Source organism: Escherichia marmotae (genome assembly GCF_002900365.1).
Taxonomy (GTDB): domain Bacteria; phylum Pseudomonadota; class Gammaproteobacteria; order Enterobacterales; family Enterobacteriaceae; genus Escherichia; species Escherichia marmotae.
Map to the genome: position 1 here is coordinate 3,308,911 of NZ_CP025979.1, position 12,863 is coordinate 3,321,773.

At 50.9% G+C, this 12,863-nt stretch carries 15 protein-coding genes, 1 pseudogene and 1 other annotated feature; of the genes and pseudogenes, 11 read left to right on the forward strand and 5 right to left on the reverse strand.

Annotated features, from left to right (window positions below; translation table 11 throughout):
- Nucleotides 1–110: 110 nt before the first annotated feature.
- A complete protein-coding gene (locus tag C1192_RS17075; protein WP_038355404.1) occupies nt 111–1,403 on the forward strand; it encodes an MFS transporter in 1,293 nt (430 codons plus the stop codon).
- Here C1192_RS17075 and cbrA read toward each other — a convergent pair.
- Nucleotides 1,364–2,464 (reverse strand): colicin M resistance lipid reductase CbrA, encoded by a 1,101-nt coding sequence (gene cbrA, locus C1192_RS17080; protein ID WP_038355422.1) that lies wholly within the window; start codon nt 2,462–2,464, stop codon nt 1,364–1,366. The two genes, C1192_RS17075 and cbrA, sit on opposite strands and share 40 nt — an antisense overlap.
- A gap of 100 nt (nt 2,465–2,564) precedes the next feature.
- Here cbrA and C1192_RS17085 point away from each other — a divergent pair, with 100 nt between their 5' ends.
- Complete coding sequence (locus tag C1192_RS17085) at nt 2,565–3,779, forward strand: YidR family protein (protein ID WP_038355403.1); 1,215 nt, start codon at nt 2,565–2,567, stop codon at nt 3,777–3,779.
- A gap of 1 nt (nt 3,780) precedes the next feature.
- Here the strand turns inward: C1192_RS17085 and C1192_RS17090 are convergent, their stop codons facing one another.
- Nucleotides 3,781–4,113, reverse strand: a complete 333-nt coding sequence (locus C1192_RS17090) for a YceK/YidQ family lipoprotein (RefSeq protein WP_010377863.1) — start codon at nt 4,111–4,113, stop codon at nt 3,781–3,783.
- 238 nt (nt 4,114–4,351) lie between these two features.
- Nucleotides 4,352–4,424, forward strand: a sequence feature (ROSE (Repression Of Heat Shock gene Expression) occurs in the 5'-region of heat shock genes and acts as an RNA thermometer to modulate expression.).
- Between C1192_RS17090 and ibpA the strand changes: the two genes are divergently transcribed.
- From ibpA to C1192_RS17105, 3 genes are all read left to right on the forward strand, one after another.
- Entirely contained in the window at nt 4,418–4,831 is a 414-nt protein-coding gene (gene ibpA / locus C1192_RS17095) for a small heat shock chaperone IbpA (RefSeq protein ID WP_001243437.1), read from the forward strand. (Overlaps the previous feature by 7 nt.)
- 111 nt (nt 4,832–4,942) lie before the next feature.
- Nucleotides 4,943–5,371, forward strand: coding sequence for a small heat shock chaperone IbpB (gene ibpB / locus C1192_RS17100; protein ID WP_001243426.1), 429 nt, complete (start codon nt 4,943–4,945; stop codon nt 5,369–5,371).
- 195 nt (nt 5,372–5,566) lie between these two features.
- Complete coding sequence (locus C1192_RS17105) at nt 5,567–7,228, forward strand: putative transporter (protein ID WP_038355402.1); 1,662 nt, start codon at nt 5,567–5,569, stop codon at nt 7,226–7,228.
- On the opposite strand, the pseudogene C1192_RS25345 reads toward C1192_RS17105, so the two are convergent.
- A pseudogene (locus tag C1192_RS25345) lies at nt 7,225–7,308 on the reverse strand (GntR family transcriptional regulator); the annotation flags it as partial. The gene C1192_RS17105 and the pseudogene C1192_RS25345 overlap by 4 nt on opposite strands.
- Entirely contained in the window at nt 7,305–7,754 is a 450-nt protein-coding gene (gene yidI, locus C1192_RS17110) for an inner membrane protein YidI (protein WP_000511286.1), read from the reverse strand. The pseudogene C1192_RS25345 and the gene yidI, both read right to left, overlap by 4 nt.
- Before the next feature lie 106 nt (nt 7,755–7,860).
- Between yidI and C1192_RS17115 the strand changes: the two genes are divergently transcribed.
- Genes C1192_RS17115 through C1192_RS17125 form a run of 3 tightly spaced genes read left to right on the forward strand, consistent with a single transcriptional unit; the run spans nt 7,861 to nt 9,054 of the window.
- A complete protein-coding gene (locus C1192_RS17115) occupies nt 7,861–8,208 on the forward strand; it encodes a YidH family protein (RefSeq protein ID WP_038355401.1) in 348 nt (115 codons plus the stop codon).
- On the forward strand, nt 8,198–8,560 hold the full coding sequence (locus C1192_RS17120) for a DUF202 domain-containing protein (protein ID WP_001113441.1): 363 nt from the start codon (nt 8,198–8,200) through the stop codon (nt 8,558–8,560). Before C1192_RS17115 ends, C1192_RS17120 begins: the two co-directional genes overlap by 11 nt.
- Nucleotides 8,557–9,054 (forward strand): radical SAM protein, encoded by a 498-nt coding sequence (locus C1192_RS17125; protein ID WP_038355400.1) that lies wholly within the window; start codon nt 8,557–8,559, stop codon nt 9,052–9,054. Before C1192_RS17120 ends, C1192_RS17125 begins: the two co-directional genes overlap by 4 nt.
- A 7-nt stretch (nt 9,055–9,061) precedes the next feature.
- On the opposite strand, the gene emrD is transcribed toward C1192_RS17125, so the two are convergent.
- Nucleotides 9,062–10,246 carry a multidrug efflux MFS transporter EmrD gene (emrD, locus tag C1192_RS17130; protein WP_038355399.1) on the reverse strand — a complete coding sequence of 395 codons (1,185 nt, stop codon included), beginning with the start codon at nt 10,244–10,246 and terminating at the stop codon, nt 9,062–9,064.
- A gap of 403 nt (nt 10,247–10,649) precedes the next feature.
- On the opposite strand from emrD, the gene ivbL reads away from it, so the two are divergent.
- The 3 genes from ivbL (at nt 10,650) to ilvN (ending at nt 12,835) form a co-directional block, all read left to right on the forward strand.
- Complete coding sequence (gene ivbL, locus C1192_RS17135) at nt 10,650–10,748, forward strand: ilvB operon leader peptide IvbL (protein ID WP_001300753.1); 99 nt, start codon at nt 10,650–10,652, stop codon at nt 10,746–10,748.
- A gap of 104 nt (nt 10,749–10,852) precedes the next feature.
- Nucleotides 10,853–12,541 carry an acetolactate synthase large subunit gene (ilvB, locus tag C1192_RS17140; RefSeq protein WP_038355398.1) on the forward strand — a complete coding sequence of 563 codons (1,689 nt, stop codon included), beginning with the start codon at nt 10,853–10,855 and terminating at the stop codon, nt 12,539–12,541.
- 3 nt (nt 12,542–12,544) lie between these two features.
- Nucleotides 12,545–12,835 (forward strand): acetolactate synthase small subunit, encoded by a 291-nt coding sequence (gene ilvN, locus C1192_RS17145; RefSeq protein WP_001181706.1) that lies wholly within the window; start codon nt 12,545–12,547, stop codon nt 12,833–12,835.
- Nucleotides 12,836–12,863 lie beyond the last annotated feature (28 nt).

Consider the following 12,863-nt stretch of genomic DNA (forward strand, 5'->3'; position numbering starts at 1 on the left):
CGTAAGCCCCTCATCGGGCACTAAAACAGCAATACAAAAATATAACCCTCTGTAACTTACAGGGCATGGTGAGCGGCCTCGCTATGCCCAAAATCAGGAGATAGCTCGCTATGGATATTCCCGTAAATGCAGCAAAGCCGGGGCGTCGGCGTTATCTGACGTTGGTGATGATTTTTATTACGGTAGTGATTTGTTATGTCGATCGCGCCAACCTGGCCGTGGCTTCCGCTCATATTCAGGAAGAGTTCGGTATTACTAAAGCTGAAATGGGCTATGTATTTTCGGCCTTCGCCTGGCTTTATACCTTATGTCAGATCCCCGGCGGTTGGTTTTTAGATCGCGTGGGTTCATGTGTGACTTATTTTATTGCGATATTTGGCTGGTCGGTGGCGACATTATTCCAGGGATTTGCCACGGGCTTAATGTCATTAATTGGTCTGCGGGCGATAACCGGTATTTTCGAAGCGCCCGCTTTCCCGACCAATAACCGTATGGTGACCAGTTGGTTCCCGGAACATGAACGTGCTTCTGCCGTTGGTTTTTATACCTCTGGTCAGTTTGTCGGTCTGGCGTTTCTGACTCCGCTGCTGATCTGGATTCAGGAGATGTTGAGCTGGCACTGGGTGTTCATTGTCACCGGCGGTATCGGCATTATCTGGTCGCTGATTTGGTTTAAAGTTTACCAGCCGCCGCGCCTGACCAAAGGCATCAGCAAAGCTGAGCTGGATTACATTCGTGATGGTGGCGGTCTGGTGGATGGCGATGCGCCGGTGAAAAAAGAGGCGCGTCAGCCGTTAACGGCAAAAGACTGGAAACTGGTGTTCCATCGTAAACTGATCGGCGTCTATCTCGGGCAATTTGCGGTGGCGTCTACGCTGTGGTTCTTCTTAACCTGGTTCCCGAACTATTTAACCCAGGAAAAAGGGATAACGGTGTTGAAAGCGGGCTTTATGACCACGGTGCCATTTCTCGCTGCGTTTGTCGGTGTACTGCTCTCAGGATGGGTAGCGGATCTGCTGGTGCGGAAGGGCTTTTCGCTGGGCTTTGCGCGTAAAACACCAATAATCTGCGGCTTGTTGATCTCCACCTGCATTATGGGTGCTAACTATACCAATGACCCGATGATGATTATGTGTCTGATGGCGCTGGCATTCTTCGGTAACGGTTTTGCTTCGATTACCTGGTCGCTGGTCTCTTCTTTGGCACCGATGCGCCTGATTGGTTTAACCGGCGGGGTGTTTAACTTCGCCGGTGGTTTGGGGGGTATCACCGTCCCGCTGGTGGTGGGTTACCTGGCGCAGGGTTACGGTTTTGCACCTGCACTGGTTTATATCTCCGCCGTCGCGTTGATTGGCGCGCTCTCTTACATCCTGCTGGTAGGTGATGTGAAGCGCGTTGGGTAATCTCTCAACTGTGGAATATGTGCAATGCCACTGCGCATAATCCACTTTCTTAAGGCCGGTGCGGTCAGGCATCGGCTTTTCAGGATCTTGCCGTAGAGTTTTAAACGCAGTTTGCGGGTGGCGTGCCAGTAAGCGGCATTGATTTTCTCCGGCTGCTTCAGTAGCACCGAACGCAGTATTTCCGCGCTATCCAGCGCATAGCTAATCCCCTCCAGCGAGCTGGCACTGATAAATCCCGCCGCTTCGCCAATAAGAAAAGCATTGTCCTTACCGCAGACAAAATCCCGCCAGCGTGAGGGAAACAACACGGTGCATTTTTCACTTTTCACCGCTTTGCCAAACTGGAACTGAAAGGCGTTCATTTTCTCTTTCAGCGCCGCAAAACGCGCCTGGCCGTCTTTCATCGGATAGGCACCGCCAAAAATAAAATAACCGTCTTTGCTGATACTCCATGAGTAACAGTCAGTTATCGCATTATCAAAGATACAGGAGTAGAACGGCGTCGGATGTTTCTCTGTGAACCACTGCTGGATAGCGACATATTTACGAATCTGATGATCCGGGTAGAGATGTCGCCGCACCATCGAGTTTGCACCATCAGCACCGACCAGATAGCGGGCAGTAATGTGTTGCTCCCAGCCATCGGCGCGAAAAATAACATGCCATTTATCATCCTCACGCCAGATTTTCCGGCACAGGCTGTCGTGGTAAACCTCAACGCTGGTGGGGATCAGCGATTTCATCCACAAGTCGAAGGCATGACGATTAATATTGATATAGCTTCGCTGGTAGTTACGCGTGAGCGATGCTGTGACGTCGACGGTTTTGACGCTGAAAATCTGTGGGTTGGCGATCACATCGACAGGGAGCGTTAGCCCGTCGCGAATAAAAGAACGCTGCGCGTCCGGTGCCAGCAGACCACCGCAAGGTTTGCTGAAACCTTCTGTACCGCACTGGTGCTTTTTATCCAGTGCAATCACCTGCATTTTTCCTGCTAACTGCCGCGCCAGTGCGGAACCCGCCGGGCCGAGGCCGATAATCGCTACGTCAAAATGTTCCATCTTTTTACTCACATTCATCACGATGGCAAAAGACTATTGTCTGAAAGTGAAGTCCTTGTGAAGTATGATGACGGAAACCGTTTTGTATCAGGATCACGTCATGAAACAACTCACCAACGCTTCACGAAACCACCTGCTCACCAATACCAACACCTGGACACCCGATAGCCAGTGGCTGGTATTTGACGTGCGGCCTTCTGGCGCGTCGTTTACCGGCGAGACAATTGAGCGTGTGAATATCCATACCGGCGAGGTTGAAGTTATTTACCGGGCGTCACAGGGTGCACACGTTGGCGTGGTGACCGTTCATCCGAAGCTGGAGAAATATGTCTTCATCCACGGCCCAGAAAATCCTGATGAAACATGGCATTACGATTTCCATCACCGCCGCGGCGTGATTGTTGAAGGCGGAAAGATGAGCAATCTCGATGCCATGGATATTACCGTTCCGTACACTCCTGGGGCGCTACGTGGCGGCAGTCATGTACATGTCTTTAGCCCGAACGGTGAAATGGTGAGTTTTACCTATAACGACCATGTACTACATGAATGCTACCCGGCGCTGGATTTGCGAAACGTCGGGGTTGCGGCACCGTTTGGCCCGGTTAACGTACACAAACAGTATCCGCGCGAATACAGCGGCAGCCACTGGTGCGTGCTGGTAAGTAAAACCACGCCCACGCCGCAGCCGGGCAGTGATGAAATCAATCGCGCTTATGAAGAGGGATGGGTCGGAAACCACGCGCTGGCGTTTATTGGCGACACACTTTCGCTGAACGGCGAGAAAGTACCGGAGCTGTTTATTGTAGAGCTGCCACAAAATGAAAACGGCTGGAAAGCGGCTGGTGAGGAGCCGTTAAGCGGCACGGAATCAACCCTGCCAGCGCCGCCGCGTGGTGTCGTGCAGCGACGTTTAACCTTTACTCACCATCGTACTTACCCAGGGTTAGTCAACGTTCCACGCCATTGGGGGCGTTGTAACCCACAGGGGACGCAAATCGCGTTTTTAATGCGTGACGATAACGGTATTGTGCAATTGTGGCTTATCTCCCCACAGGGCGGCGAACCGCGCCAGTTAACCGATAACAAAACGGATATTCAGTCAGCGTTTAACTGGCATCCGTCAGGAGAATGGCTGGGTTTTGTGCTGGATAATCGTATTGCCTGTGCACATGCGCAAAGCGGTGAAGTTGAGTATTTAACCGAAAATCACGCCAACCAACCTTCGGCAGACGCCGTGGTCTTCTCGCCAGATGGTCAATGGCTGGCGTGGATGGAAGCTGGCCAGTTGTGGGTCACCGAAACTGGCCACTAATTCAGTTCGTTGGCATTCGGGCTGGTGGAATGACGGCATTGATGGCCTGCGCGTCGGCTTCACTTTTTTCCACGCGTGAGCGCACTGAACTGTCTTTGCGGAATGCATCCCACGGCAGTAAAAGCGTGTCCATAACAGCGGTAAACGGCATATCAAGAATCACCAGTGACTTAGTGCCCCAGTTGGTTTCATTGTCACCAATCATGGTGGCGCTGGCACGGGTGCCAGGGTATGTTCCCTCTTTGCCCCCTGTATGGGACATCACGCTGGAACATCCTGTCATTAACGCCATCCCGCTGCACATTAAGAGTGCTAACAACACATTTCTTATCATAATAAATTCATCAGTTGATCGTTGGTGTTGGCATGATGTGTTATAGCGATCCCTTGCTGAAAATAACATCATCATCATGTCGCACTGTGGCGGCTATCGCACTTTAACGTTTCGTGCTGCCCCTCAGTCTATGCAATAGACCATAAACTGCAAAAAAAAGTCCGTTGGAAAGACTTGAAAAGTGCATATCCAGACCCATTTTTATACCGTAGCCGATGAGAACGCGCCTGATGGGTGTTCTGGCTATCCGACCTGTCCATTGTGGAAGGTCTTACATTCTCGCTGATTTCAGGAGCTATTGATTATGCGTAACTTTGATTTATCCCCGCTTTATCGTTCTGCAATTGGATTTGACCGTTTGTTTAACCACTTAGAAAACAACCAGAGCCAGAGTAATGGTGGCTACCCTCCGTATAACGTTGAACTGGTAGACGAAAACCATTATCGCATTGCTATCGCTGTAGCTGGTTTTGCTGAGAGTGAACTGGAAATTACCGCCCAGGACAATCTGCTGGTGGTGAAAGGTGCTCACGCCGACGAACAAAAAGAGCGCACCTATCTGTACCAGGGCATCGCTGAACGCAACTTCGAACGCAAATTCCAGTTAGCAGAAAACATTCATGTTCGTGGCGCTAACCTGGTGAACGGTCTGCTGTATATCGATCTCGAACGCGTGATTCCGGAAGCGAAAAAACCGCGCCGTATCGAAATCAACTAATTCTCTAAGGCCGCCTGGCGCGGCCTGGCAACTTCATGCTCGCCGTCAGGGAGCATATGCGAATCCTCGGATTTGCAGGTACTTACTCGCTTCTTAGAAGGAGAAATGACTATGCGTAACTTCGATTTATCCCCACTGATGCGTCAATGGATCGGTTTTGACAAACTGGCCAACGCACTGCAAAACGCCGGTGAAAGCCAGAGCTTCCCGCCGTACAACATTGAGAAAAGCGACGATAACCACTACCGCATTACTCTTGCGCTGGCGGGCTTCCGTCAGGAAGATTTAGATATTCAACTGGAAGGTACTCGCCTGAGCGTAAAAGGCACGCCGGAGCAGCCCAAAGAAGAGAAAAAATGGCTGCATCAAGGTCTTATGAATCAGCCTTTTAGCCTGAGTTTTACGCTGGCAGAAAATATGGAAGTCTCTGGTGCAACCTTCGTAAATGGTTTGCTGCATATTGATTTAATTCGTAATGAGCCTGAACCCATCGCAGCGCAGCGTATCGCTATCAGCGAACGTCCCGCGTTAAATAGCTAATTAGCTATTCTTTTTGCCCCGCCAGCCTGGTGGGGCTTTTTTTATTTACCATCTTCAACAATGTGTTAATTTTCGCCAATTTAAGATGTTCCTGCACTCTCTTTCCCGTGATAATGTGCGCCATAAGGCAAATCTGCTTCACCGATTCAGCCATAATCCATAGCAATTAAAATGTTATCTCAAGAGAAATGGACGATGAGTGATATAGCATTAACAGTCAGTATTCTGGCTTTGGTGGCGGTCGTCGGTTTGTTTATCGGCAACGTCAAGTTTCGCGGCGTTGGATTGGGCATTGGCGGCGTACTGTTCGGTGGGATCATCGTCGGCCATTTTGTTTCACAGGCTGGGATGACATTAAGTAGCGACATGCTGCATGTTATCCAGGAATTTGGTCTGATCCTGTTCGTTTACACTATCGGCATTCAAGTGGGGCCGGGATTCTTTGCCTCGTTGCGTGTCTCCGGATTACGCCTTAATTTGTTTGCCGTTTTGGTTGTCATCATCGGTGGCCTGGTCACCGCCATCCTGCATAAATTGTTCGATATCCCACTTCCCGTGGTGCTGGGGATTTTCTCCGGCGCGGTCACCAATACGCCAGCGCTGGGCGCAGGTCAGCAGATCTTACGCGACCTCGGCACACCGATGGAGATGGTTGATCAGATGGGGATGAGCTATGCGATGGCGTATCCATTCGGCATTTGCGGGATTTTGTTCACCATGTGGATACTGCGGGTTATTTTTCGCGTCAATGTTGAGGCGGAAGCCCTGCAGCACGAGTCGACACGAACCAACGGCGGTGCGCTAATCAGGACGATTAATATCCGTGTTGAGAATCCTAATTTGCATAATTTAGCCATTAAAGATGTGCCGATTCTCAATGGCGATAAAGTTATCTGCTCGCGATTGAAACGAGAAGAAACCCTAAAAGTACCTTCGCCAGAGACCATTATTCAGTTGGGAGATTTACTGCATCTGGTGGGGCAGCCTGCGGATTTACATAATGCACAACTGGTGATTGGTCAGGAAGTGGATACTTCGCTGTCGACGAAAGGCACCGATTTGCGTGTCGAACGCGTGGTGGTCACCAATGAAAATGTGCTCGGCAAGCGTATTCGCGACCTGCATTTTAAGGAGCGCTATGATGTCGTCATTTCGCGACTGAATCGTGCCGGGGTTGAACTGGTCGCCAGTGGCGATATTAGCCTGCAATTTGGCGATATCCTCAACCTGGTTGGACGCCCGTCGGCTATTGATGCCGTTGCCAATGTATTAGGTAATGCGCAGCAAAAACTGCAACAGGTTCAGATGTTACCCGTGTTTATTGGTATCGGTCTTGGCGTGTTGTTAGGCTCCATTCCGGTGTTCGTGCCAGGATTCCCGGCGGCGTTGAAGCTGGGGCTGGCGGGTGGTCCGCTGATTATGGCGCTGATCCTTGGACGTATCGGCAGTATCGGTAAGCTGTACTGGTTTATGCCGCCAAGTGCCAACCTGGCACTGCGCGAACTGGGTATCGTACTGTTCCTTTCAGTTGTTGGTCTGAAATCCGGCGGCGATTTTATCCATACATTGGTTAATGGCGAAGGGCTAAGTTGGATAGGCTATGGTGCATTGATTACCGCGATTCCGCTGATCACAGCCGGCATTCTGGCGCGGATGTTAGCCAAAATGAATTATCTCACTATGTGTGGGATGTTGGCGGGTTCAATGACCGATCCACCGGCGCTGGCGTTTGCCAATAATCTTCATCCAACCAGTGGTGCAGCGGCTCTCTCTTACGCCACGGTGTATCCATTAGTCATGTTTCTGCGCATCATCACACCACAGTTACTTGCGGTGCTTTTCTGGGGCATAGGTTAACCCTTTTCCGGGTGGAGTCGCCGTAAATGGTACTCCACCCGGTATTCACAGGCGTTTCTGAACATTACTGAGTTACTTAAACCAGTGAACCACCGGTCAGGAAAGAAAAGATCAGGAATATCAGCACAATTCCACAGATGATGCCGATACCAAAAAGCAAGGTATGGAAAGCCAGCGTCCCACTACCAAAAAACAGTGCACCGCGAATGCTCCAGCGATTTTCTTTACGCATACCGGCAACAAACGCGCAGAGTAGCGCGGCAATGGCCAGGGCGATACCGCCGTGATCGAGGATTTTATCGACATCAACGTCCTCTTTTTTCTGCGTCGTGGTGATTTTTTCGCCTTTTATTCCGGCGAGAAGACCTCTTTTAATTTCCGCCGTTTTTTCTGCAATAACGCTTTCCAGCGTTGGCGGCGGCGTGGAAAAAGGGCCGAATGAAAAGTGGATAATGCCCATTATTAAAGCGATAGCACCGAACAGCATACCCAGTGAACTGATTTTATTTTGCGCTATGATACCCATCTGACCTCCTTGTAGCGGATGGCAAGCATATCAGGAAAGCGCCGGACGACATTCCTAAAAATAGACGAATAAGACATCGCTATTGCGAAACGACTAAGGAGCCATAGTGAAAATTTCCCGACTCGGAGAAGCGCCCGATTACCGTTTTTCTCTGGCTAATGAGCGTACCTTTCTGGCGTGGATCCGAACTGCGCTGGGTTTTCTGGCGGCAGGTGTTGGGCTGGATCAGCTTGCGCCGTATTTCGCCACGCCGGTCATTCGCGAACTGCTGGCATTGTTGTTGTGTCTGTTTTCCGGCGGGTTAGCGATGTATGGTTACCTGCGCTGGCTACGTAACGAAAAGGCGATGCGTCTGAAAGAAGATTTACCCTACACCAACAGCTTATTAATCATTAGCTTAATATTGATGATTGTGGCGGTGATCGTTATGGGACTGGTACTGTATGCCGGATAGCCGCAAAGCCAGACGGATTGCCGACCCGGGTCTTCAGCCGGAACGCACATCGCTGGCATGGTTTCGCACCATGCTGGGTTACGGTGCGTTGATGGCGTTGGCAATCAAACACAACTGGCATCAGTCAGGCACATTGTTCTGGATTTCTATTGGCATCCTTTCCTTTGTGGCATTGATCCTCTGGCGCTATACCCGCAATCGCAATTTAATGGATGTCACTAATAGCGATTTTTCCCAATTTTACGTAATCCGTGACAAATTTATGATCTCCCTCGCGGTGTTATCTCTTGCAATACTGTTTGCTGTAACGCATATACATCAAATTATCGTATTAATTGAGAGAATCACATGACAGGAAGTCAGGTTAGAAATGCTGAAGAGGACAGGCACAAATTGGTTATAGAGTATAAAGACGCTCTGCAACCTGCCGATTTTTATCAAAATTTCAAACAGCGAGGCATCCGCTCCGTGCAACTTATTCCCCACATTGAATTTGATGACCGGGGCGAGCTGACGGCAGCTTCGATGACAGAGGAGCTGTGGGGGCAATTTTTAATTGCCCTGTTCGAGTGTTGGGTGCGGGCAGATATCAGTCGTATATCAATTGAGCTTTTCGACGCCACCCTGCAAAAATGGTGCAGGAGCGAAAAACTGCAACCCCGGCGAGGCTGTCAGGGATGTGACTGGCATCGTCTTTGCCCACAAGCATGGGATGATCAGCCGGACGACGTGCTTTGTGCTGGCTATCAAGCTTTTTATTCCCACTCGGCACCGTACATGCGGGTGATGCGCGACTTGATAAAGCAGCATCGTTCTCCCATGGTGTTGATGACGATGCTGCGGTGATGCGAGCTTAAACGGCCTGCCCCTGGTGTGATATCCGCGTTGCCAGCGGCAGCCAGCAAAGCACAATCAATAACCCCATTAAGGTCATCAACAGCCCCAGACTTCCCTGGCCGGTTTGCGGCAGCATCGCAGAGAGCGACGCCAGTACGCCGGAACCAATGTTTTGCAGGCCGCCAACCAGTGCGCCAGCAGTACCTGCCAGGAATGGAAACGGCTCCATCGCGCCGCTGGTGGCCAGCGGAAATAGCATTCCGGCACCAAAAAAGAACAGCGCGGCGGGAACGAGTAGTGTCCAGACATTCATCACGCCAAACCAGCCAGGGATCCACATCATCAGTCCTGCCAGCAGGCAACAGATAACTGACTGCCACATTAACGAAGAGAACCGTTTATTCGGGCGTCCGGCAAACCATGCGCCGAAAAATGCCGCCGGGATTGGCAGAATAAATAAAATACTGACCGTCATACTGCTCAGCCCTAATACTGCGCCCATCAACACACCAGAACAGGCTTCGAAAGCGGCAATTCCTGCCAGACCGCCAATAAGCATCAGTAAATAGCAGTTAAAACCGCCGTTACCGAAAAGAGTTTTATAACTGGTCAGTAGGCGCGTGCGTGGCGTATCGACAGGGCGCGTTTCCGGCATCCAGCGCGCCATACTGAACGTCACACCGGCACAGAGCACCAGCAAAAACAGGTAACAGGCCCGCCAGTTCCACATGGTATTCAGCAGACCGCCAATTAATGGCGCAAGCAAAGGGCTGACGAGAATACCCATATTTAACATGCTATTAGCGTGACGTAGCTGTGTCCGTTCATACAGATCACGCGGTAATGTACGCGCCATCACACCACCGACACCGGTTCCCATTCCCTGCATTGCGCTGGCAGTAATTAATACCGTCAGGCTGGAGGTGGTGACCGCCACCAGCGTTGCTAACATAAAAATGGACATTCCGACGAGGATCACCGGGCGGCGACCCACACGGTCGGAAATTGGGCCATAAAACAGTTGTGAGACACCGTAGGTCAGCAGATACGCGCCCATTACGCTCTGCACCGCCCCTTCACGGACGTTGAGATCGCGCGCCATATCGGCAATAGCTGGAATATAAATAGTTTGTGCCATCTGACCGACAGCCACGAGTAATACCAACATCAATAATAAATTGATGTTTCTATGCGTTTTCATTATCACAGATGCTTATATAAGAATATTTAGAATAAGTTGCTACGCATTCCAATAAATGCGGGAGAGGAATCTATCACATTGATAAATGTTAGCCAGATATATATATGGAATGATGAATAACGAAGCGGCAGAATATATAAACAACAGCGGCAATAAATGTTTCCGGAATGGATTGTAGTTTAAATAAATTCTGTAGATACGATGCGTCAGCATCGCATCGACACGAATCTGCCAGCAGAATGTAAAAGATCACCTCCTCAGGAGGTAGTCTTTTACTTCTTACGCTTCAGTACAAAACGTGATCAGTCCCTCATTTTTTCCCTGATGAAAAATTTTCCATTGTCTCTCCTGTAAACCTGTGCTTGTATAAATATTGTTAAACACAAAACAAACAAGGTCCCCAATGACTACTTCCATGCTCAACGCAAAACTACTACCAACTGCGCCATCCGCCGCAGTGGTCGTCGTGCGTGTGGTGGTGGTCGTCGGCAATGCGCCGTAGGGACTGGAACAACACACGATTCCAAAACCCCGCCGGCGCAAACCGGGCGGGGTTTTTCGTTTAAGCACCCCCGGAAAGTCGGCCCAGAAGAAAAGGACTGGAGCATGGCAAGTTCGGGCACAACATCGACACGTAAGCGCTTTACTGGCGCAGAATTTATCGTTTATTTCCTGGAACAACAGGGCATTAAGGTTGTGACGGGGATCCCTGGTGGCTCAATTCTCCCTGTCTATGACGCCTTAAGCCAAAGTACACAAATCCGCCATATTCTGGCCCGTCACGAACAAGGAGCGGGATTTATCGCCCAGGGGATGGCGCGCACCGACGGAAAACCAGCGGTTTGCATGGCCTGCAGTGGGCCGGGAGCGACTAATCTGGTGACTGCCATTGCCGATGCGAGGCTGGACTCCATTCCGCTGATTTGCATCACCGGTCAGGTTCCGGCCTCAATGATTGGCACCGACGCCTTCCAGGAAGTCGATACCTACGGCATCTCTATCCCCATCACCAAACATAACTATCTGGTCAGACATATCGAAGAACTTCCTCAGGTCATGAGCGATGCCTTTCGCATTGCGCAATCAGGCCGCCCTGGCCCGGTGTGGATAGACATTCCTAAGGATGTGCAAACAGCGGTTTTTGAGATTGAAGAACAACCTGCTCCGGTAGAAAAAGCCGCCGCGCCTGCCTTTAGTGAAGAGAGCATTCGTGACGCGGCAGCGATGATTAACGCAGCCAAACGCCCGGTGCTTTATCTGGGAGGCGGTGTGATCAACGCGCCTGCGCGGGTGCGTGAACTGGCAGAGAAAGCGCAACTGCCCACCACCATGACCTTAATGGCGCTGGGCATGTTGCCAAAAGCGCATCCGCTGTCGCTGGGTATGCTGGGAATGCACGGTGTACGCAGCACCAACTTTATCTTGCAGGAGGCGGATCTGCTGATTGTGCTCGGTGCACGTTTTGATGATCGGGCGATAGGCAAAACCGAGGAGTTCTGCCCGAACGCGAAAATCATTCATGTTGATATCGACCGCGCAGAGCTGGGCAAAGTTAAGCAAGCGCACGTGGCGATTCAGGCGGATGTTGATGATGTGTTGTCGCAATTAATCCCACTGGTGGAAGTCCAACCGCGTACAGAGTGGCACCAACAGGTGGCTGATTTACAACGCGAATTCCCGTGCCCTATCCCGAAAGCATGCGATCCGTTAACGCATTACGGCCTGATCAACGCCGTTGCCGCCTGTGTGGATGACAACGCGATTATCACGACCGATGTTGGTCAGCACCAGATGTGGACCGCACAAGCGTATCCGCTCAATCGTCCTCGTCAGTGGCTGACCTCCGGTGGGCTGGGAACCATGGGCTTTGGCCTGCCAGCGGCGATTGGCGCGGCGCTGGCAAACCCGGATCGCAAAGTTTTATGTTTCTCCGGTGACGGCAGTCTGATGATGAATATTCAGGAGATGGCCACTGCCAGCGAAAACCAACTGGATGTCAAAATCATTCTGATGAACAACGAAGCGTTAGGGTTGGTGCATCAGCAGCAAAGCCTGTTCTACAAGCAGGGCGTTTTTGCCGCCACCTATCCGGGCAAAATCAACTTTATGCAAATAGCCGCCGGATTCGGCCTCGAAACCTGTGATTTGAATAACGAAGCCGATCCGCAGGCCGCGTTGCAGGAAATTATTAATCGCCCTGGCCCGGCGCTGATCCACGTGCGCATTGATGCCGAAGAAAAAGTTTACCCGATGGTGCCGCCAGGTGCGGCGAATACTGAAATGGTGGGGGAATAAACCATGCAAAACACAACTCATGACAACGTGATTCTGGAACTCACCGTTCGCAACCATCCGGGCGTAATGACCCACGTTTGTGGGCTTTTTGCCCGCCGCGCCTTTAACGTCGAGGGTATTCTCTGCCTGCCGATTCAGGACAGCGACAAAAGCCATATTTGGCTACTGGTTAATGATGACCAGCGGCTGGAGCAGATGATAAGCCAAATCGACAAACTGGAAGATGTGGTCAAAGTGCAGCGTAATCAGTCTGACCCGACCATGTTTAACAAGATTGCAGTGTTCTTTCAGTAACCGCTCAAGGCTTGAACAGCGGCGCGCT

Coding starts and splice junctions, on each gene's coding strand:
- yidI (WP_000511286.1), bottom strand. CDS start 7,754: ATGGGTATCATAGCGCAAAATAAAATCAGTTCACTGGGTATGCTGTTC.
- C1192_RS17075 (WP_038355404.1), top strand. CDS start 111: ATGGATATTCCCGTAAATGCAGCAAAGCCGGGGCGTCGGCGTTATCTG.
- C1192_RS17085 (WP_038355403.1), top strand. CDS start 2,565: ATGAAACAACTCACCAACGCTTCACGAAACCACCTGCTCACCAATACC.
- C1192_RS17125 (WP_038355400.1), top strand. CDS start 8,557: ATGACAGGAAGTCAGGTTAGAAATGCTGAAGAGGACAGGCACAAATTG.
- ilvB (WP_038355398.1), top strand. CDS start 10,853: ATGGCAAGTTCGGGCACAACATCGACACGTAAGCGCTTTACTGGCGCA.
- emrD (WP_038355399.1), bottom strand. CDS start 10,246: ATGAAAACGCATAGAAACATCAATTTATTATTGATGTTGGTATTACTC.
- C1192_RS17090 (WP_010377863.1), bottom strand. CDS start 4,113: ATGATAAGAAATGTGTTGTTAGCACTCTTAATGTGCAGCGGGATGGCG.
- C1192_RS17105 (WP_038355402.1), top strand. CDS start 5,567: ATGAGTGATATAGCATTAACAGTCAGTATTCTGGCTTTGGTGGCGGTC.
- ibpA (WP_001243437.1), top strand. CDS start 4,418: ATGCGTAACTTTGATTTATCCCCGCTTTATCGTTCTGCAATTGGATTT.
- cbrA (WP_038355422.1), bottom strand. CDS start 2,464: ATGGAACATTTTGACGTAGCGATTATCGGCCTCGGCCCGGCGGGTTCC.
- ibpB (WP_001243426.1), top strand. CDS start 4,943: ATGCGTAACTTCGATTTATCCCCACTGATGCGTCAATGGATCGGTTTT.
- C1192_RS17120 (WP_001113441.1), top strand. CDS start 8,198: ATGCCGGATAGCCGCAAAGCCAGACGGATTGCCGACCCGGGTCTTCAG.
- ivbL (WP_001300753.1), top strand. CDS start 10,650: ATGACTACTTCCATGCTCAACGCAAAACTACTACCAACTGCGCCATCC.
- ilvN (WP_001181706.1), top strand. CDS start 12,545: ATGCAAAACACAACTCATGACAACGTGATTCTGGAACTCACCGTTCGC.